Genomic DNA, 18,653 nt, shown 5'->3' on the forward strand with positions numbered 1-18,653 from the left:
AGTACTACTCGCTGTCCAAGCGTACGGGCCTGTATGCGCTCGAAGCGTATCAGCGCGCCAATGGCCAGACGCTCGCCGGCAACGGCAAGACCATCATCGACGCAACGGCCAGCATCGGCGACGGGCAGAACGGCTCACCGTCGTCCTCGCGCAGCCAGGTTGCGGTTGGTGTGGGTATCATCCACAAGTTCTAACCGGCTGCCGGCGTGGCGGCGCGATGTCGTGTCATGCCGCCACGGCAACGCGTTGCAGATCGCGTTGTCGACCAACAAAAGCTGCGCGCGCAACGCGCGCAGCTTTTTCAGCGAGGCGCGGCTTTCCGTGCTGCTCGTGCGGGATGACCTTTGCAGCGCGCACGTATTCCTTTGCGTCATGCACCCGCTCCGCTAAAACGCTCAAGCTTCGGCGTCCGACCATAAACGGCCAGCCGTAGCCCAATTTTCGCGCTTCACGTCCGTCAGAATGATGTCCACGGAGCCCGGTTCGACGCCGAGCGAATCGCAAGTCGCCTTGGTGATGGCCTGGACAAACTCGCGTTTCTGTTCCTGCGTGCGGCCTTCGAAAAGTTCGATATGAAACGTGGGCATGGCATGACTCCGTTGACAAGAAATAGAAGCGAGTGGCACGCGGCTTCAATCGCGATAACTGCGATCGACCCGGTCGAGCTTGCGCAACAACGCGGGCCATTCGAGCGCGCCTTCGATTGCGCCGCCATCGTACAGTTGTTCCGCCGTGCGCGCGGCGACCTCGTGCTTCGGCAGTACGAGTTCCGTGCCGCATGCCTGAGCCTGCAGCTGGATCTCGCAGGCCTTTAGCAGCGTCGCCATCAGCACATAGGCTTCGGCGACCGTTCGGCCGACCGTCAGGGTGCCGTGGTTGCGCAGCAGCATCGCGGGTTTGTCGGCGAGATGCGCGACCAGACGTTCGCCTTCGGCCGGCGTGAACGCGAGGCCCTCGTAGTCGTGATACGCAAGGTGGCCGTAGAAACGCAGCGCATGTTGCGAGGCCGGCAGCAAGCCGGCCGGTTGCGCGGACACCGCCACGCCCGCCGTATTGTGCAGATGCATCACGCAGAAGGCGTCGGCGCGCGCCGCGTGCACGGCCGCGTGTAACGCGAAGCCGGTTACGTTCACCGCATGATCGCTGGCGCCGACGATGTTGCCGGCAATGTCGATCTTCACGAGATTCGACGCCCGCACTTCATCGAAGCCGAGGCCGAACGGATTGATCAGGAAGTGTCCCGGTTCACCGGGCACGCTCGCCGAGATATGCGTGTAGATCAGATCGTCCCAGCCGTTGAGCGCGGTGAGCCGATAGGCAGCAGCCAAATCGACGCGGGCTTGCCGCTCCGCGTCGGAGAGCGGGCCGGTTTCGGCAATGTGCCCGGCCGGTCTGTGAATGAACGACATGTCTATCTCCTGAAGTTGCCGGATCGGTACTGTGTTCCATGAGGCGGCGCGATGATGTGCGCTGCGTCGACCGGTGCGCGGGGTTGGCGCCGTGGCCGAGCTTGCGCTCTGCGGGCGGTGTGCGGGTTCTGCGGCGCGCGTATCGTCATCATGATAGCCGGCCGGTAGCGCGTCGAGATTCGCTGCCACTACGCCAATTAGCGCCGCCCACGCAAGGCGCAGATCGGTTAGCGGCCACCCCACGAGCATAGGCCAGCTTCGCCTCGCCGTGCATCGTTGCGGACGGATAGTGGTTATTTGCAACGAACGCGCATGCGTGCGCCAGGGGGGCGCAGCACGCCTTTTTCGCGCTACGATGATTGCCCGGCGCAGGCCGCGCCATTTCGCGAGGAGACAGGTCGATGCGTGAACTACGGTGGGTATCGGAAGAGGGCGACGGTATCGAACATCTGGCGTTCGACTCGCAGGCGGATGGCTTCGAGGTGCAAAGCGTAGTCGTCGGGCAGCGCTACGGTCGTGCGTACGGGCTGCACTACACGGTGCGCTGTGATGCGCAATGGCGCACCCGCCATGCGTGGCTGAAGATAGTCGGCGGTGCGGAACTCGAATTGCACGGCGATGGCGCGGGTGGTTGGCACGACGGCCATGGTCTCGTGCTGAGCACGATCGAAGGCTGCATCGACATCGATATCGCCGCGACGCCGTTCACCAACACGCTGCCGATCCGCCGTCTGCAATTGGCCGAGGGCCAGCGCCAGCCGATTTCAGTCGCTTATGTCTCGACGCCCGATTTGCAGGTGACGCGCGTCGAGCAGGCCTATACGTGTATCGAGTTGAATCGCGAGTATCGCTACGAGGGCATTTTCCGCAACTTCACCGCGAATATGCGGGTAGATGACGACGGCCTCGTGATCGACTACCCGACCTTGTTCACACGCCTGCCGCGGGCGCGATGAAGCTTACTTGGGCTTTGCCGCGCTAGCCCATCCCACAGCCAGGCGAGCCACCGGTGCGTTGCTTCATTCGCCTCGCTGCGGCGCGCTCTGCGTGACATTGGCGGCCACATCGTCCGGCACCGTGGAGTCGCCACGGCCCAGCTTGCGCTGCATCAGCGTGGTGTCGAGCCAGCGGCCGTGCTTGAACCCGACGGCCTTCAACGTGCCGGTCAACTCGAAGCCCAGTTGCTGGTGCAGCGACAGTGAACCGCCGCTGCCGCCGTCGGCAATGACGGCGACCATCTGACGCCACGGTCCTGCTTCGCAGCGCTCGATCAGCGCCTGCAGCAAGATACGGCCGATGCCCCGGCCGCGAAAGGCATCGTTCACATAGATTGAATCTTCGATTGTGTTGCGATACGCGGCGCGGGGCCGGTAGGGCGTCGCATAGCAGTAGCCGGCGACTTCCCCATCGATCTCCGCGACCATGTACGGCAGGCCATGGCGGCGCACCGACGCGAGCCGCGCACGCAGGTCGTCGACGGAAGGCGGCGTTTCCTCGAACGACGCGACGCCGGTTAGAACGTGGTGGGCGTAGATCGCCTGAATCGCGGGAAGATCGGCTTCCTCGGCGTCGCGGATGCGTGCGGCGGCGAGTGGGTCGGCGCTGGCGGTGTTCGAGGCTGTGCCAGCCAACGGCGCCGGGTGATTGTTACTCATGCGTGAACCTGTCGTGGCCGTGAAGATGAGGATGCTTCACTATGCCTGCCGCCCGCGCCGATTTGAAGCGCGTCAAAAATCGGCGCAAGGTGGCTTCGCGTTGTCGTGTGGCGACGTTCGCCGCAAACGAAGCCGCGCTTCACGAATCGAACCGATCGATTCCGCTTTGCCATTGCGGGGTTTCACGCGACCGGTTCGTCGATTGCCCTTGCGAGCCGTTTCCCGATTGCCGGGATCGCGCAATAGAGCACACAGGTCGGCGGCGCACCTATTCGATCTGCTGACCCTGTGTTGCGCGCCGGTACCTGGCCGTCATTGCCGCCAGCAGCGGCGAGCACGAGCGCCCCCGCGCTGCTCGCCGTGCTGTCTTCAAACCGCCGGTCGCGCCGGGGCGCTCCGCGAGAAACGCCGCGCGCAGGCCACGCAGGCCACCACCACGACGGTGACCAGAATCATTGCGGGCGGCACTTGCTCGTGCAGCAGCAACCCGGCGAGCAGCAGCCCGAAGAAGGGTTGCAGCAACTGCAACTGTCCCACCGCGGCAATGCCGCCGAGCGCCAGCCCACGGTACCAGAACACGAAGCCGATCAGCATGCTGAACAGCGACACGTAGGCAAGGCCCCACAGCGCTGCATGGCTGATTCCGTCGAACGAAGCGGGCCGCGTCCACCATGCGAGCGGCAGCATCAGCGGCAGCGACAGCACAAGTGCCCACGAGATCACCTGCCAGCCGCCGAGATGCCGGGACAGGCGCGCGCCTTCGGCATAGCCCAGCCCGCATGCGACGATCGCGGCCAGCATCAGCGCGTCGCCGACGGGCGATGCGTTCAGGCCGTGGCGCAATGCGAAGGCGACCACCGCGCTGCTGCCGAGCGCCGAGAACAGCCAGAATGCCGGTTGCGGACGTTCGCCGCCGCGCAGCACGCCGAAGATCGCCGTGGCGAGCGGCAAAAGCCCGACGAAGACGATGGCATGCGCGGAACTCACGTGGCGCAGCGCCAACGCCGTCAGCAGCGGAAAGCCGACCACCACGCCGAGCGCGACCACCACCAGCGGAACCAGATCGCTGCGGGCGGGGCGCGTCTGACGGAACACCAGCAAGAGCAAGAGGCCCAGCGTGCCCGCAATCGTGGCGCGCGCCACCGTCAGGAATACCGGCTCGAGCCCTTGCACGGCAAGGCGCGTGGCGGGCAGCGAGCCGCTGAAAATCAGTACGCCTGCGAGGCCGCTCAGCCAGCCGTTCGTTGTCTTATCCATCTGAACAGTGACGCTCCATGAAAGAGAACCCCTAGCATCCGCGTTGCCGTCAAAAAAGGTAAGCTACAGATCAGTACAGTTCGGCAGAACTGTACGGAACATGGAGCAGTACAGATGGCGAACAGTGAACACAGCCGAGCCGGGTCAGGCACGCGCGTCGGCACGGTGATGGACAGCTTGCGCGAGCGGATTGCGAGCCGCTTGCTGACGCCGGGCGCGCGCGTGCCGTCGATTCGCGCGATGACCGAAACGCTGGGCGTCTCGAAGTCGACCGTGGTGGAAGCATACGACAGGCTGGTCGCGGAAGGGGCGATTGTGGCGCGGCGCGGCTCGGGGTTTTTCGTATCGGGGCATGCGCCGCCCTTCGCGCTCGCCGATCTCGGGCCGCGTCTGGATCGCGACCTCGATCCGCTGTGGCTCACGCGCCAGTCGCTGGAGACCGCCGCGACAGTGCTGAAACCGGGTTGCGGCTGGATGCCGCCGTCGTGGCTGCCGGAAGACGGCGTGCGTCGTGCGTTGCGCGCAGTGGCGCGCGATTCGCACGCGCCGCTCGCCGACTACGCGAGCCCGGGCGGTTTGCCCGCGTTGCGCCAGCAGCTCGCGTGGCGGCTCGCGCAGCGTGGCGTGGAGGCGCCGCCCGAGCAGATCGTGCTGACCGACGGCGGCACCCACGCGCTGGACCTGGTGTGCCGCTTCCTGCTCGAACCCGGCGACACCGTGCTGATCGACGATCCTTGCTACTTCAATTTCCAGGCGCTGCTGCTTGCGCATCGCGCGCGCGTCGTGAGCGTGCCGTACACGCCGTCCGGGCCCGATCTGACGGCCTTCGAGCGGGTCTTGGCCGAGTCTCGTCCGCGCCTCTATGTGACCAATTCCGCGCTCCATAATCCTACCGGCGCGACGCTCGCACCGGCCGTCGCGCATCGGCTGCTGAAGCTCGCGGGCGAACATGATCTGCTGATCGTGGAGGACGATATCTTCGCCGACTTCGAAGACGAGGCCGCGCCGCGCCTTGCGGCGTTCGACGGGCTCGCGCGCGTGGTGACGATCGGCAGCTTTTCGAAGACCCTGTCCGCGGCGGTGCGCTGCGGCTACATCGCCGCGCGCGCCGAATGGATCGAACCGCTGATCGATCTGAAGCTCGCGACCACCTTCGGTAACGGCCAGCTCACGGCGAGCGTCGTGCATCGGATGCTGGTGGACGGCACTTACCGGCGCCACCTGGAAGGCATGCGCGCGAAACTCGCCGACGCGATGGGCGAGACGATCCGGCGCCTGGGGCATGCGGGCCTCGACATCTGGACGCGCCCGCGCGGCGGCATCTTCGTGTGGGCGCGTCTGCCCGATTCGCTCGATGCTGCCGACGTCGCGCGGCACGCGCTCGCCGAGAACGTGGTGTTTGCGCCGGGCAACGTGTTCAGCGCGTCGCAGTCGGCGGCCGGCTTTCTGCGCTTTAACGTCTCGCAGTGCAACCGGCCGAAGGTGTACGAGACGTTGCAGCGGGCGATGGAAGCATCAGCCGTGTCGGGGCTCTCGCGTGTGACGGGCTAAAGGCAGCCGAAGCGCGCCTGAACGCGCGCGTCCTCCTATCGACTCGAAGCTACTTGCACAGGAGCAGCAGGCGCTCCTGCTCGGTGCAGGTGGGACGCGGTTTCGGCGTGCCTTGCGCGGCGGCCGTGGCGCTAATCGCCGCGCTGCGGTTCGCCAGACACGCGCGCAAATGCTTCTCGACCGGCCCGTAGTATTTCCAGCCGCGCACGAGCGTCGGCAATTCGAGTTTCACCTGCTTCCATTTCGGATGGCCATGCTCCTGCAGATTGTCGAAGTTCGCGCACAGCGAGTCGGCAAAACGATTCAGATTGCCAACGGTATCGCGCAAGCCGTAATCGTAGGTGACGAGAAAAGCCTTCACGGTCAGCGCGGGCACGTCTTCCTTCAGCCAGGTCGGGTAGCTGCTCGCGCGGATCGTCGCGGGGAAGTAGGTCTGCTTCGCTTTCACCGTTTCGGGCGCCGCCGGGTCGACCCGCAGCAGGCGGATCTGTTGCAGCAGTTCGGGGTTCATGTCGTTGAACAGCTTCGCTGGCTGCCCGACCACGATGATCGCCACGTCCACCTTTTTCACGATCAGCGCGGCCAGTGCATCCTCGTTGCTCAGGTGCACGACGTTCTGTTCGGGAATCGCCTGGCCGAACATCAGGTGATACAGCGTCGTGGCCGTTTGTGCGGTCCCGCTGCCGATCAACCCGACGCTGATGGTTTTGTCCTTGATGTCGGCCAGGGTCTTGAGCGGCGAGTCGGCGCGCACCACGACGTTGATCTCCTCGTCGTAGAGCGGCATGATCAGCCGCAGTGGACGGATGGCCGTGCCGGCGTCGGGGTTGCCCGCGTTAGCCATGTCGATGTAGGCCTGGTACACGTCGGACTGCACCAGCGCGAGTTTCACGCCGGGCTCGAAACGCATGCGCTGCACGTTCTCGGCCGAACCCTTCGACGCCATCACATCCAGATCGATCCCTACCGGCTGCGCCACCCATTTGGACAGGTCCTGACCGATCTGGATATACGTGCCCCGCTCCGGCCCGGTGACGATCTTGTAATGCGCCGGTTCCGCCGCGCCACCCAGCGATGACAGGACCATCAGCGCAAGGCCCAGCCATCCTCCCAAAAGTCTCTTCAGCATGGTCTATCTACCTATCGGTCAGGGTTGTATGGCTTCGAGCACGATGCACACGAAGCGCCGGTGAGCCGGTTGCCATGTCATGTCATGTTCAATGCGCCGCGACGGCCGCGTCCGTGTGCTGCCGCTGAAATAGCCAACACCATTGCGTGCGCTCGGCGCGGGTATGTGCTATGTGATTCGTTCTCCGAACGATGTTCTACTGGCTGGGCGAGGTATTCGCGGCGACCTTGCCGCCGGTCGATGGCGCGCGGTTCCAGCCTGAGTCCTTGATCGCGCGTTGGCGCGCGTCGAGGCCGTTGCCGTGCGCATCGGCGCCTGCCGCGGTTGCCGTGTTTGCCGCCGCGCCCGCAGGCGGCGCGATTGCGCCGAGCTGGCCGTTTGCCGGCATGCCGGGCGGCAACGGCGTTTGCAACTGGACCGCTTGCGATGCCGGCGTGGACTGCGCTTGCGCGAGCGGTTCGCCTTGAGTCGCAGGGTCGGCTGCGGCGTGCGGCTTGAGCGGCGCCCAGCCGGTCTCGCGAATCACGCGTTCGAGGATGAGTTTGGCGGTGTCGTTGCCGCTATCGATTGCGAGCGCCTCGTTAGCGTGCTGGCGCGCGCAGGGCCAGGACTGCTGCGCGATGCACGTTTGCGCCGCCTGCAATGCGCTATCGCGGCGCGCGATCAACGGCCGCAAATCGGCGGCCAGCTTCTGCGCATCGGCGTTGCCTGGCTGCAGCGACCGCGCGGAGGCGAGCGACGCTTGCGCAGTGGACAGATCGTTGGCGCGGAAGGCAACGCGCGCTGCCTGCAACGCTTGCGACGCGTCGTGGAACTGCAGTGCCGGTTTGGCCGGCGCAGTAACCGCGGGCGGCGCGGTGACGACCCGCGGCGGCGCAGTGGCCACCGGCGGCGCGGCCGGCGTCGCCGGAAGGACCGGCGTGCTCTTTAGCGCAGTGTCAGAGGTAGCGGGTCTCACCGCGACGGCCGGCGCAGACTTGACCGCGTTGTTGGAAGTCAAAGGTTTGGCCATGGCTGCCGGGCGGCTCGATTGAGGCGATGCCGCGAGTGGCTCGATGGTGCCGGTCGTCGAACGCGCATCGTGGGTTGCGAGCGTGGTCCGGTTGCCGACGATGTCGTCGGAATCACCGTTATCGCTGAAGAGCACGTACAGCACATACCCCAGAGCGACCAGGAAAACCGCGGCAATCGCGAGGAACACTCTGCGAGCGGTCTGCCCTGTGTTGTACGGAGGATATGGCGGATCGTCGAACTGCGGCGGCGGTGCAACCGGCGCACCCGTCGACACGAGCGACGTGCGGCGCGCCGGTTCGTGATCGAGCGCGTCGGGTGGATGCGCGGCGCGAGCCGTGAGACCGGCCTCATGGCGCAGGGCCGGCTCGTCGTCCAGGTGCTGCCCGGCGGCGCTCAGCGCTTGCGCGCGGCTGCCCGAAAGCGCGCTGCGCTCGAGCGGGCTTTCGTCGAGCGGGTGTACCGCGCCGCAGTAGGGGCAATAGTCGAGTTGGCGGTACAACGCACCGCCGCAACGTTTGCAGGGCGTAGGAAAGCTATGAGCGAAAGCTGTCGGGGTGGACATGCCGTGGACCCACCTGTGGAAATCGATGCCATTACGGCATGCTCCGGATCGTGTTGAGGCTGGAGGCTTGTCCGCGGAATCACGATCCACATGCGCCGGAGAGTCTTGGAGATCCAAGCGCAGGCTTGGTTGTCGTCGCTTGCAATATGTGGTGTTTCGCTCGCAACGTCAATGTGCGTTCCCCCCTATCCCGTGTGCGCTACCGCACACTTCGAAGTAGGAGGAAACGCTGTGCATGCCGTCAGAACGAGCGGACACAGCGTTTTTCAATGTGCTGCCTTGTCTGCGCGCACTACGCCAATGCGTGGTGTAGAAACAGCACGAGGTCGACGTGCGTGCCGTCGACCTCGCGATCAGGCGCTCGCATCGAGCGCCGTTGCAAACTGCAGCGATCAGTGCTTGCGCAGCGGATGATCCTTCAGCAACCACGCGAGCACGAAGGCCAGAACCACCACGCAGGCGGCCGCGAGATAAACCGTATGTAGCGCGCCGGCGAACGCGTGCAGATAGTCGTTGCGCAACGCTTCCGGCAGCTCGCGGATGGCGGCGGGCCCGAGCGCATGCGGCAGTTCGGTGTCGGGCGGAATCAGCTTTTCCAGCCGCGCGGCGAGCCCGTTGGAGAACACGGCGCCAAAGGCGGCCACGCCGATCGAGCCGCCGATTGAACGGAACAAGGTCGCGCCCGAAGTGGCCACGCCCATGTGCCGAAACTCGACGGTGTTCTGCACCGCGAGAATCAGCACTTGCATCACCATGCCGAGACCGCAACCCAGAACACCCATGTAGAGATACATCACATGAATCGGCGTATCGATCTGCAGACGCGAAAGCAGCAGCATCGCGATGGCCACGAGGAAGGTTCCAATGATCGGGAAGATCCTGTACTTGCCGATCTTGCTGATGATGCGGCCCGTCACCATCGACATCAGGAACAGGCCGCCCATCATCGGCAGCATCTGCATGCCGGCTTCCGACGGCGTGGAGCCTTTCACCACCTGTAGATAGAGCGGGACGAACGTGACGGAACCGAACAACGACACGCCGATGATGAAGCCGATCAGGCTGGCCAGCAAGAACGTGCGCTCTTTGAAGAGTTCGAGCGGCATGATCGGTTCGAGCGCGGTGCGTTCCTCGTGAATGAAACCCCACAGCGCGACGAGTCCCATGCCGAGCGTGAACCACAATTGCGGCGACGACCACGGCAGGATCGTGCCGCCCTGGCTGGTGAAGAGGATCATGCAGGTGAGCGCGCCGGCCAGAAACGCGGCGCCCATGTAGTCGATGGTGTGCTTCACGTGCCGGACGTGCGGCTTGAACACCGCGCCGATCACGACGAGCGATACGATGCCTAGCGGCAGGTTGATGTAGAAAATCCAGCGCCATGTGAGGTGCTCGACGAGAAAGCCGCCGAGCAGCGGACCGATCACGGTTGCCAGACCGAACACGCCGCCGAACACGCCCTGGTAGCGGCCGCGGTCAGCCGGCGGTATCACGTCCGCGATGGCGGCCATCGTCACGACCAGCAGTCCGCCGCCGCCGAGTCCTTGCAGCGCGCGCAGCACGATGAGCTGACTCATGTTCTGCGCGATGCCGCACAGCGCCGAGCCCACGAGGAACACGACGATCGCCGTCTGCAGCACGATCTTGCGGCCGAACAGGTCGCCGAATTTGCCGTACAGCGGCACGACGATCGTCGAGCTGAGCAGGTAGGCGGTCACCACCCACGACAGGTTGTTCAGGCCGCCGAGTTCGCCGACGATTGTGGGCAGCGCGGTCGAGACAATCGTTTGATCCAGCGCGGCGAGCAGCATGACCAGCAGCAGCGCCGGAAACAGCAGGCGGACTGGCGGATGATCCGCTGTCGGGGAATGAGCCCGTGACTCCTGCGGCGCAGGGGCGGCGGGGCGCGTCGAGGTCGATTGTTCCATGGCGCGTATCTTGAAATTAATTAATTCAGAGATTAATATATTCGACATCGCTCGACTCGTCAAATTGAATGCAATGGCAAAGATTCCGTCGCAAGACCAGGTGGTGGAAGATCCCCGGCGCGGCGCCGCCTCCGTCAAAGCAGGTACTGCGTCCAAACGGCCGGCGAAAGCGTCAGTCGAATCGGCGAACGCGGCCACGGCGGCGCCCGCACGGCGGCCCGGCCGACCGACGGGGGCCGCGCGCGGCGTCGAGCAGCGCAACCGGCTGCTGGACGCCGCGCTGGAATTGTTCGCGCGGCAGGGCATCGTCGACACGACGCTCGGCCAGATCGCGCGCGAGGCGGGGTTTACGCCCGCGATGATGCATTACTACTTCAAGACCCGCGACCAATTACTCGACGTGCTGGTCGAGGAGCGCTTCGGCCCGTTGCGCGCGGGGCTCGGGGTGCCGTTCCAGGAGAATCCCGATGATGCCGTTGCCGCGATCACGCAACTCGCGCAGCGGCTCGTGCGAGCGGCGACCGAGCACCCGTGGTTCGCGCCGCTGTGGGTGCGCGAGGTCATCAGCGACGGCGGCCTGCTGCGCCAGCGCATCCATGAGCGATTCGGCGACGCGCATCAGCAGGCAGCGCTGGGGGCCATCGCACGCTGGCAGAAGGAAGGGCGCCTCAATGCGGGGCTCGAACCGTCGCTGGTATTCGTCACGCTGATGGGATTGACGCTTCTTCCGCTGGCCACCTCGCAGTTGTGGCGCAATGATCGTTCGCGGCGCAACGTCGGCGGCGAAGAGATTGCGCGGCATGCTGTCGCTTTGCTGGTGCAGGGGATCGGTCCGAAGAAGGGCTGAAGCACCGCGAACACATCGCAACGCGCGGAGTCTCGTCGGATCGTGCGGCCGGCGCGCGCGGCTTGCCGCGTTGCTTCTTGGCTGAACATATTACGCAACCCGCGCTTGAACAACTGCCTGGTGAGCTTCGCTGTGCCGACATGCCGAAGCGCGTCGAGCGTCGCCAGGTCGAGATCGTGCACCGTGCCTCTGTCCGGTACCGGCGATTGCTACGCGCAGGCGGCACGTAACGGCCGAAACGAAGCCGGGCGTGTGCCCCCGCGCTCATGATGACATCGCTGTTCGCACCCCCTCGATGCTCGCGTGAAGATCGCATGAACGGCGAAACCCGTCGCTCAATGGGTGATCCAACTTTTGGCGGGGCGCGGCACGCTACGTGCTGAACCACATGTAGTCGTGCCCGCGTCTTCGCGCAATACGCTGGCCGGCGACGCAAAAAGCTAATACGAATGTCGAAGAGGCGCCAGTGGCAAGCTTGAACGAACACCATTTCGCATCGCATTGCCGCTGCGCAAGGATGTCGGCATCGGGTCTGCCAGAGGTCCGCCAGGCCGCGGCGCCCAGCCACTTTTTCATCGACGTGCAACTTTGGCGCGTTACCGCACACGTGTTGTACCCGGGCCCTGTTCTACAATCGGGCCTGTTTGCAACTCGGCGCATGAAATCGAGTCGGAACCATGAACACCAACATCGCAGCCGCGCAAACCGGCGGCAAGCAGCAAAACGAAACGTTGGCCACCCCTGACGGCCTAACCGGTTTTTTAAAGCAACAACGGAAAATGAACGGAGAATTGAGACTCGATCGGGCCACGATCGTGCTCGTAGAAGACGACCCGGATAGCCGGGAGTCGCTGACCCTGTTACTCGAGGCGGAAGGTGCCAAGGTCTGCGCCGCGGCAGATGCGGAAGAGGGTGTCGAAGCGGCGCTGCGGTTGTCACCCGACGCTGTCGTGTGCGATCTCGACTTGCCTGCCATGGACGGCTTTTACCTGATCCAGCGGCTGCGCGACCACGAAATTCGCAGCGATCAGACGCCCTCGGTCGCGGTGGCGCTCACGGGCCACACTGACGAGGCGTACCGCTTGCGCAGTATCGGCGAAGGCTTCCAGCATTTCATGACCAAACCCGCTTTGCCCGATGACCTCGTGACCTTGCTGCACGATGCGATCGTGGCGCGCTCGGCGAGTTGATCTCGGGATGCGTGTTCGAGGCTGGGTGCGGTGGATTGGCGGCGGGCTCGCGGCGCGTCGGCGGTACGGCTTTGCAGGCGTATCCGGCGTTTCGAGCGTTCAGAGGTTGCCGGCCATCGGCCGTCCTGCTGCGGCCCGCCATCCGAGCCGCCGGAGACGCCTTTACTTGGCGGTGGCCACAGGTGTCGGCGCGATCGGGCGGCCTTCGCTGCTTTCGCCGCTAGCTGTCGCGTCGGCCGTCTCGGCTTGCTGACAGGTGGCGCACAGTCCCTTCAGTTCGATTTCATCGCTGGCGAGGCGGTAGCCCGCGTGCTGGATTTGCGCGACGAGCGCTTGCCGCAGCTTCGGTTGATGCAGTTCGGTGACGCTGCCGCATTGCTGGCAGACCACCAGGATACCGTGCTGACATTGCGTCAGATCGTGGCAAACGGTGAACGCATTGATCGATTCGATCCGATGCACGAGCCCCGCCGACAGCAGGAAGTCCAGCGCGCGATACACCGTGGGCGGCGCCGAGCCCGGGTGGATCTGGCGCATCCCGTCGAGCAGCGAATACGCCTTCGTCGCGCGCCCCGAATTCAGCAGCAATTCCAGCACCTTGCGGCGAATCGGCGTGAGCTTCTCGCCGCGTTCGCGACAATAATCTTCCGCAAGGGTCAGCGCGGCTTCGTGCGGATTGCCATGTGCGTGCCCCGGCTCATGTGCATGAGCGGAGGTGGCCGCCTGGGTGGCGGCCGCGGTGGGCTTGGAGCTCTTCATGCTCCGATTATAAAGGTGCGCGGCTTTTGCGGCGCCTACGGCAGTGCCCATACGCTCCCGCTGAGCACCCGGGCGACGATGGCCCCGGCGGGCGCCAGTATGCGACGGCTCGTGGGCAAGCAGACAGGCAGGCGGCTCGATCACACACGCGCCGAGCCCCTGCGGCGCAATGCAAGCGGTAACTTCCGACGCCGAACAACGCCGAACAACGCCAAAAGACCCTGACGGCGACCAACAACGCCCAATGCCAGGGAACCAACGCAACCGCGCCACAGGGACTCAGGTCAGCGGAAAATCGACGTACTTCCTGAACCCCGAGCGAGTCGCGATGCGCGAATACCAACGCTCGAGACTGGGCAGCGACGGACGCTCGACGCCGTTGAGCCCGAACCAGCGTTTCGCGTACGCGCCGATCACGATGTCGGCCAGCGTGAACTTCTCGGCTTCCAGAAAGAAGCGCCCTTGCAGATGGGCATCCAGCATGCGCCAAAGCAGGCTGACCGCCTCTAGATCGGCGGTCAGTCTGGCGGTATCGCGTTGTGCTTCGGGCGTGCGCACGAGGGTCCAGAACACCGGACGCTCGGCGGGTTGCAGCGTGGACAGCGACCAGTCCAGCCAGCGGTCGATGCTCGCACGCTGTCTCGGCGCCGACGGATACAGCAGGCTGGACTCGCCGTATTGCAACACCAGGTAGCGCAGAATTGCGTTGGATTCCCACAGCACGAAGTCGTCGTCGACCAGGGTCGGAATCTTGCCGGTCGGGTTCATCGCGAGGTAGTCGGGTTCGTTATTGCGGCCGAATTGCAGGCCCGCGTCGATGCGTTCGTATGGCAGCACCAGCTCGTCGCAGCACCACAAGACTTTCTGCACGTTGACAGAGTTGGCGCGTCCCCAGATTGTGATCATCCGGTCAATCCTTTTTCGTGGTTGGCAAGCCGCGCGCCGCGCGCGGCGGTGAACCAGCAACGATACACGATGCGAGCGGCCAGCGCGCTGCAAGCGGCGGCCGGCACCTTCCCACGGTGCGCCGGTGCCATCGCGTTGCGTACAATGACTGCACCCGAATACGACGAGGCACGCATGGCCCGCATTGTCCCCGACGACTGGAAAAACCTGGCCGCCACCGGCGCGGCGGCACGCGAGCGCGAGACCCTCGCGTTGCTCGAAGAAGCGCTTCCCGCCGGGTACACGGTCTACCACGGCGTCCACTGGACGCGGCTGAACCAGAACTTCTCGGTGTTCGGCGAGGCCGACTTCGTGATCGTCAGTCCCGCCGGGCGCGTGATGATCGTCGAGCAGAAAACCGGCTTCCTGCGCGAGACGCCGAAGGGACTCGTCAAGGTCTACCTGCAGACCGAACGCAACGTGGCGATCGCGCTCGCGCATACCATTGAAGGCCTGCATCGCCGCTTTACCGCCGCGTTCGGCGCGGGCACCTATGTCATCGAAGAACTGCTGTACTGCCCCGATCACATCGTCAGGAATACGGCGATTGCGGGCGTGAACCCGTCGCGCATCGTCGACGCGGCGCGCAAGGACCGGCTCGCCGCGGTGATCCGCGAAGCGTTGCCGGCCGACGAGCCGCGCCTTGCGTGCGCGTCGAAGATCCATCATTTTCTCGCCGACGAACTTGCGCTCACGCCGGACACGAGCGCGCTGGTCGGACAGGCAGGCACGCTCGTCACGCGCCTTGCGGGCGGACTCGCGACATGGGCGCGGCGGCTCGAGTTCACGCCGTTCCGGTTGCGCGTGATCGGCACGGCGGGCTCGGGCAAGACGCAACTCGCGGTGCAGGTGATGAAGGATGCGGTGGCGCGCGGCCAGCGGCCCTTATACGTGTGCTTCAACCGGCCGCTCGCCGATCACATCGCGCGCGTCGCGCCGCCCGAGGCGAAGGTCGCGAACTACCACCAGCTGTGCGACTGGATCGCGCGCGACGCGGGCCTAAGGCCCGATTTCGAGTCTGGCCAGGTGTTCGAGCAGCTGGAGACGATGTTCGCCGATACCCCGATCGAGCCGCGCTGGCAATTCGACGTGCTGATCGTCGACGAAGGGCAGGACTTTCAGCAGCCGTGGGTCGCCGCACTGGAGCGGCTGTTGCGACCCGGCGCCGCGTGGTGGTGGCTCGAAGATCCGCTGCAGAATCTGTATATGCGCGAGCCGGTTGCATTGCCGGGCTGGACCATGTTGAAGGAGACCACCAACTATCGTAGTCCGCGCGACATTCTCGACTATGTGCGCGACGTGGTCGGCATAGCGGTGCCGCTGGCGGCGGCGCTCGAGTCGGGCAGCCCGTTCGACGGCTCGGAGATCTCACTGTCCGTCTACGACGAAGCGCAGGGCGCCGAAGCGAGCATCGACGCGACCAAGCGCGCGATCACGCAGGCGCTCTCGCTCGGCTTTCGCAAGCAGGACATCGTGGTGCTGTCGTTTCGCGGCCGCGAAGGCTCGGCGATGACCGCGCACGATAATCTCGGACCGCACCGCTTGCGCAGCTTTACCGGCAAGTACGATCTGTTCGGCAATCCCGAGTACCGCGAAGGAGACGTGCTGCTGGAATCGATCTATCGCTTCAAGGGGCAGGCCGCGCCTTGCGTGATTTTCACGGAAGTCGACTTCGACGCGTTCGACGAGCGGATCGCGCGCAAGCTGTTCGTCGGCGCCACGCGGGCGACGATGAAGCTGATCGTCGTCGCGTCGCAGCGGGCCGCGCGGCATTTGCAGCTGCGGGACGGAAAGCTTGCAGAGAAGTGAGCGAGGCTCAGCTCCACGCCCGTGCGCCGACCAACATACCGGTGCGCGTGAGCGCATCCCACCAGATCACGCGCAGCAGCGGCGCCTGTTGCGCGATCAGCAGCGCCTGCACCGGATCGCTCTCGACAAAATGCGTGACGCCGCCGCGCAACGCGGCGGCGGCCTTGTGCGCGGCCGCGCCGGCGGGACTTTCGTCGTGCGCGTCCGGCGTGCGCATCACCAGTTGCATATGACCGAAGCCATGCCGCGCGAGCCACGCCTCGGTGCGCGCGCGATCGAGTTCCGGCCGGCCGGTGATGATCGTGCGAACGCGCTGCAAATCGATGCCGGGCAGCACGTCGAACGGCAACAGCGCATCGCGTTCGGCGAGCGCGGCGGCGAGATCCTCGTCGTAGCGGGTGAGCGGCACGTCGGGTAGCAAAATGCCGTCGAGGTCGATCGCATAGGTCGCATATTCGTGGTCGTCCGCCATCGCGGGTGCGTTGCCGGTCTGCACCCGTTCCCAGTCCGCGCGATAGCGCTCGGTGCAGGCCTGGCGCTCCCACGGAAAGAGCGCGAAGTAGCCGCGCGCATCGATCGCGTAGTCGGGTTGAATGCGGCTCAGGTCGTCCACGGCGCCGGTCAGCGTCCGGACGTCGAGTCCATGCTGGCGCAGGAATGCGATGCAGTCGGTCAGCGTGAAGCCGCGCCCCGCGATGTCCTCGCACAGCAGCACTTTGGCACCCGCGGGCGGGAGGGGCAGCGTCGAATCCCACGCGACCGCACGCGCCTCGCGCTGATAGCGCAGGAAAGCGACGGGCGTGCCCACTGCATGGGACACCATCAGCGCAAGCGGCGCGCCGCCGCGCAGAATACCGATCGCCATCGCGAAGCGCTCCGCCAGCAACGCGGGTTGCAGCGATTCGATCCAGTGGTCGAGCTGTTCATACGTGAGGGGCAAGACCGGCTTCTTCATGGCTCTCGTGGCGACGCGTGGCGTGCGTAGGGCTGTCGTCGCTTGCCGGCGCGCCCCTTCTGATGGCGGGCGAAGCGCAGAAGCGGCGCGCAGCTCTTTTAGACAACGATTTTTCCGCGACATTATGCATGCGGTTCAAGCTCGGGTGTTGCAGCCTCCATCGCCGCCGCGCAGCGCGCGCTTGCGACATCGAATCTGCAATCCGGGCAACCGGCAGCCGACTCGCGGCGCAGCTTTAGCCGGCGTTCGCAACCGGGTCGCGATCCGCGCTACCGCCGGTTCAGCCGTTTCGAAAGATCGGCGACCAGGATCGCCATGCGCGCCGGCTTTTCATAGCACGCGACGTCGTAATCGCGGATCATCTGGCTGATCTCCGATTCACTGGCCTTGCCGGTCAGCAAATCACCGGTCAGCAGGAAAATCGGCGCGTCGGGGTTCTGTGACCTGCGTACCGCCTGAATCGCAGCCGCCGAAGTCTGGGTGCCGAACAGCCAGTCGATCACGACGCCGTCGAACATCTGGCTTTGCAGTTGTTCCGCGAAAGCCGCAAGGCCGTAAATGGCCACCGCCGCGAAACCACTGCGCGCCAGATAGTCGCGCAGCTTGTCGGCGCTCGCCTGATCGTCGTCGACCACGGCGATGGTTGGCTTCCCGGTTTCAGCGCGGCGCGGATAGATTTCGATCTTGTGGACCTTGTACGCGTTCTCACACAGCGTGCCGTCGTGACGCGTCACGCGCCACTGCCCAAGTTTCGAACAGGCGACGAATTCCGGCCGGCTGCCCGGTTCCAGCGCGGCCCCGATCCACGCGGTGCACGGCAGCTCGAGCGCGCCGATGCACAGCAGCGCTTCGCGCGCGAGCGCGCCGACCATGCCCGGATCCAGCGACTGAGCGCCGAGCAGCTGGGCGGCGGGTTCGCCGAACACCTCGGCGACTTTCCTGATCTGTGACAGTGTCCACGGGCTGTTGCCGCGCAGCTTGCGGTGCCCCTGCGAAAAGCTCAGCTCGAGGATGCGGCAAAGCTCCGTGGTTTGGTGGCGCTTGCCGATTCCGTGACGGCTCATCAACTCGCGCACGCGCTCGGCGACTGCGATTGAGTCCGGCGAGTCTGTTTCGTTGGGCATGCTGCGTGACAATCCACTGTCCTGAAGTATGCTGGTGGCTGCCTACGGCACGCGCGGCGCCCGTGCATCGTCCACGTACCGTGAACATTGTCGCGACTTGCGTCTTGTAGGACCGCCGCCAAGGCCATCAGTGCACCAGAACAACCGACATTGCGTCGATATTCATCTGTTTGGCATAAAAGTATTCTACCGGTGAAAGGGTGGCGCCGCGTGCGCCAGCGCGCCAACGGCGCCACCCATCTGGCCGAGCCAATCGTGGGCCGGCCTGCTCGACGTGTTGCCCGACGGCATGGCGGTGATCGATGCGCCGCCGCAGCGGCGCGGACTGAGATCGCCACCGGTTTTTGCGGCCACGGTTTCGCGATGGCGCCCTTCGTCGGTAAACTGCTCGCCGACATGAACGACGGCGGCGAGGTCTCGCTCGATCGGTCGGCGTTCCGTCCGCAGCGCTTGTTCGACGGCACCATGCAACGGCCGCGCAGCGTGCTGCGAAAATGCCCTTCACCCTGACGCACGATC

16 protein-coding genes and 2 pseudogenes are annotated in these 18,653 nt (G+C 65.2%); 7 read left to right on the forward strand and 11 right to left on the reverse strand.

The annotated features are described in order from the left end of the window. A pseudogene (locus ABQJ48_RS29540) lies at window positions 1-194 on the forward strand (porin); the annotation flags it as partial. A gap of 201 nt (window positions 195-395) precedes the next feature. Here the strand turns inward: ABQJ48_RS29540 and ABQJ48_RS29545 are convergent. Next, window positions 396-587 (reverse strand): 4-oxalocrotonate tautomerase, encoded by a 192-nt coding sequence (locus ABQJ48_RS29545; RefSeq protein ID WP_367841500.1) that lies wholly within the window; start codon window positions 585-587, stop codon window positions 396-398. 45 nt (window positions 588-632) lie between these two features. Next, window positions 633-1,409, reverse strand: coding sequence for a class II aldolase/adducin family protein (locus tag ABQJ48_RS29550; protein WP_367841501.1), 777 nt, complete (start codon window positions 1,407-1,409; stop codon window positions 633-635). A gap of 401 nt (window positions 1,410-1,810) precedes the next feature. Here ABQJ48_RS29550 and ABQJ48_RS29555 point away from each other — a divergent pair, with 401 nt between their 5' ends. Beyond that, the gene (locus ABQJ48_RS29555; protein ID WP_367841502.1) at window positions 1,811-2,365 is read left to right on the forward strand and encodes a putative glycolipid-binding domain-containing protein; all 555 of its coding nucleotides are present in this window, start codon (window positions 1,811-1,813) and stop codon (window positions 2,363-2,365) included. A gap of 63 nt (window positions 2,366-2,428) precedes the next feature. Here ABQJ48_RS29555 and ABQJ48_RS29560 read toward each other — a convergent pair whose 3' ends face one another. Both ABQJ48_RS29560 and ABQJ48_RS29565 read right to left on the reverse strand, forming a co-directional pair. Continuing rightward, a complete protein-coding gene (locus ABQJ48_RS29560) occupies window positions 2,429-3,064 on the reverse strand; it encodes a GNAT family N-acetyltransferase (protein WP_367841503.1) in 636 nt (211 codons plus the stop codon). A 369-nt stretch (window positions 3,065-3,433) separates the two neighbouring features. Continuing rightward, a complete protein-coding gene (locus ABQJ48_RS29565; RefSeq protein ID WP_367841504.1) occupies window positions 3,434-4,321 on the reverse strand; it encodes a DMT family transporter in 888 nt (295 codons plus the stop codon). Between the two features lie 114 nt (window positions 4,322-4,435). Here ABQJ48_RS29565 and ABQJ48_RS29570 point away from each other — a divergent pair, with 114 nt between their 5' ends. After that, window positions 4,436-5,872, forward strand: coding sequence for an aminotransferase-like domain-containing protein (locus ABQJ48_RS29570; RefSeq protein ID WP_367841505.1), 1,437 nt, complete (start codon window positions 4,436-4,438; stop codon window positions 5,870-5,872). Window positions 5,873-5,921: 49 nt separating this feature from the next. On the opposite strand, the gene ABQJ48_RS29575 is transcribed toward ABQJ48_RS29570, so the two are convergent. From ABQJ48_RS29575 to ABQJ48_RS29585, 3 genes are all read right to left on the reverse strand, one after another. Then, entirely contained in the window at window positions 5,922-7,001 is a 1,080-nt protein-coding gene (locus ABQJ48_RS29575; protein WP_367841506.1) for a TAXI family TRAP transporter solute-binding subunit, read from the reverse strand. Between the two features lie 196 nt (window positions 7,002-7,197). After that, entirely contained in the window at window positions 7,198-8,577 is a 1,380-nt protein-coding gene (locus ABQJ48_RS29580) for a hypothetical protein (RefSeq protein WP_367841507.1), read from the reverse strand. A gap of 392 nt (window positions 8,578-8,969) precedes the next feature. Then, entirely contained in the window at window positions 8,970-10,505 is a 1,536-nt protein-coding gene (locus ABQJ48_RS29585; RefSeq protein ID WP_367841508.1) for an MDR family MFS transporter, read from the reverse strand. 73 nt (window positions 10,506-10,578) lie between these two features. Between ABQJ48_RS29585 and ABQJ48_RS29590 the strand changes: the two genes are divergently transcribed. Together ABQJ48_RS29590 and ABQJ48_RS29595 are read left to right on the forward strand one after the other, a co-directional pair. Next, the gene (locus ABQJ48_RS29590; protein ID WP_367841509.1) at window positions 10,579-11,352 is read left to right on the forward strand and encodes a TetR/AcrR family transcriptional regulator; all 774 of its coding nucleotides are present in this window, start codon (window positions 10,579-10,581) and stop codon (window positions 11,350-11,352) included. 677 nt (window positions 11,353-12,029) lie between these two features. Further along, a complete protein-coding gene (locus tag ABQJ48_RS29595) occupies window positions 12,030-12,542 on the forward strand; it encodes a response regulator (RefSeq protein ID WP_367841510.1) in 513 nt (170 codons plus the stop codon). 162 nt (window positions 12,543-12,704) lie between these two features. Here ABQJ48_RS29595 and ABQJ48_RS29600 read toward each other — a convergent pair whose 3' ends face one another. Then, window positions 12,705-13,301, reverse strand: a complete 597-nt coding sequence (locus tag ABQJ48_RS29600) for a Fur family transcriptional regulator (protein WP_367841511.1) — start codon at window positions 13,299-13,301, stop codon at window positions 12,705-12,707. A 279-nt stretch (window positions 13,302-13,580) separates the two neighbouring features. Next, entirely contained in the window at window positions 13,581-14,207 is a 627-nt protein-coding gene (locus ABQJ48_RS29605) for a glutathione S-transferase family protein (RefSeq protein WP_367841512.1), read from the reverse strand. Between the two features lie 174 nt (window positions 14,208-14,381). Here ABQJ48_RS29605 and ABQJ48_RS29610 point away from each other — a divergent pair, with 174 nt between their 5' ends. Beyond that, window positions 14,382-16,055 (forward strand): ATP-binding domain-containing protein, encoded by a 1,674-nt coding sequence (locus ABQJ48_RS29610; protein WP_367841596.1) that lies wholly within the window; start codon window positions 14,382-14,384, stop codon window positions 16,053-16,055. A gap of 7 nt (window positions 16,056-16,062) precedes the next feature. Here ABQJ48_RS29610 and ABQJ48_RS29615 read toward each other — a convergent pair whose 3' ends face one another. Then, the gene (locus ABQJ48_RS29615) at window positions 16,063-17,010 is read right to left on the reverse strand and encodes a phosphoribosyltransferase (RefSeq protein WP_367841513.1); all 948 of its coding nucleotides are present in this window, start codon (window positions 17,008-17,010) and stop codon (window positions 16,063-16,065) included. Window positions 17,011-17,279: 269 nt separating this feature from the next. Beyond that, window positions 17,280-18,134, reverse strand: coding sequence for a helix-turn-helix domain-containing protein (locus ABQJ48_RS29620; RefSeq protein WP_367841514.1), 855 nt, complete (start codon window positions 18,132-18,134; stop codon window positions 17,280-17,282). A gap of 250 nt (window positions 18,135-18,384) precedes the next feature. Here ABQJ48_RS29620 and ABQJ48_RS29625 point away from each other — a divergent pair. Then, window positions 18,385-18,644: pseudogene (locus tag ABQJ48_RS29625) on the forward strand (NAD(P)/FAD-dependent oxidoreductase); the annotation flags it as partial. Window positions 18,645-18,653 lie beyond the last annotated feature (9 nt).

The sequence above is a fragment of the Paraburkholderia suaedae genome (genome assembly GCF_040812055.1).
Classification (GTDB): Bacteria; Pseudomonadota; Gammaproteobacteria; order Burkholderiales; family Burkholderiaceae; genus Paraburkholderia.

Excerpts from the sequence above, each read along its gene's own strand:
- ABQJ48_RS29550 (WP_367841501.1), bottom strand. The coding sequence starts at position 1,409 with ATGTCGTTCATTCACAGACCGGCCGGGCACATTGCCGAAACCGGCCCG.
- ABQJ48_RS29610 (WP_367841596.1), top strand. The coding sequence starts at position 14,382 with ATGGCCCGCATTGTCCCCGACGACTGGAAAAACCTGGCCGCCACCGGC.
- ABQJ48_RS29615 (WP_367841513.1), bottom strand. The coding sequence starts at position 17,010 with ATGAAGAAGCCGGTCTTGCCCCTCACGTATGAACAGCTCGACCACTGG.
- ABQJ48_RS29565 (WP_367841504.1), bottom strand. The coding sequence starts at position 4,321 with ATGGATAAGACAACGAACGGCTGGCTGAGCGGCCTCGCAGGCGTACTG.
- ABQJ48_RS29605 (WP_367841512.1), bottom strand. The coding sequence starts at position 14,207 with ATGATCACAATCTGGGGACGCGCCAACTCTGTCAACGTGCAGAAAGTC.
- ABQJ48_RS29575 (WP_367841506.1), bottom strand. The coding sequence starts at position 7,001 with ATGCTGAAGAGACTTTTGGGAGGATGGCTGGGCCTTGCGCTGATGGTC.
- ABQJ48_RS29570 (WP_367841505.1), top strand. The coding sequence starts at position 4,436 with ATGGCGAACAGTGAACACAGCCGAGCCGGGTCAGGCACGCGCGTCGGC.
- ABQJ48_RS29545 (WP_367841500.1), bottom strand. The coding sequence starts at position 587 with ATGCCCACGTTTCATATCGAACTTTTCGAAGGCCGCACGCAGGAACAG.
- ABQJ48_RS29580 (WP_367841507.1), bottom strand. The coding sequence starts at position 8,577 with ATGTCCACCCCGACAGCTTTCGCTCATAGCTTTCCTACGCCCTGCAAA.
- ABQJ48_RS29560 (WP_367841503.1), bottom strand. The coding sequence starts at position 3,064 with ATGAGTAACAATCACCCGGCGCCGTTGGCTGGCACAGCCTCGAACACC.
- ABQJ48_RS29585 (WP_367841508.1), bottom strand. The coding sequence starts at position 10,505 with ATGGAACAATCGACCTCGACGCGCCCCGCCGCCCCTGCGCCGCAGGAG.
- ABQJ48_RS29555 (WP_367841502.1), top strand. The coding sequence starts at position 1,811 with ATGCGTGAACTACGGTGGGTATCGGAAGAGGGCGACGGTATCGAACAT.
- ABQJ48_RS29600 (WP_367841511.1), bottom strand. The coding sequence starts at position 13,301 with ATGAAGAGCTCCAAGCCCACCGCGGCCGCCACCCAGGCGGCCACCTCC.
- ABQJ48_RS29620 (WP_367841514.1), bottom strand. The coding sequence starts at position 18,134 with ATGCCCAACGAAACAGACTCGCCGGACTCAATCGCAGTCGCCGAGCGC.
- ABQJ48_RS29595 (WP_367841510.1), top strand. The coding sequence starts at position 12,030 with ATGAACACCAACATCGCAGCCGCGCAAACCGGCGGCAAGCAGCAAAAC.
- ABQJ48_RS29590 (WP_367841509.1), top strand. The coding sequence starts at position 10,579 with ATGGCAAAGATTCCGTCGCAAGACCAGGTGGTGGAAGATCCCCGGCGC.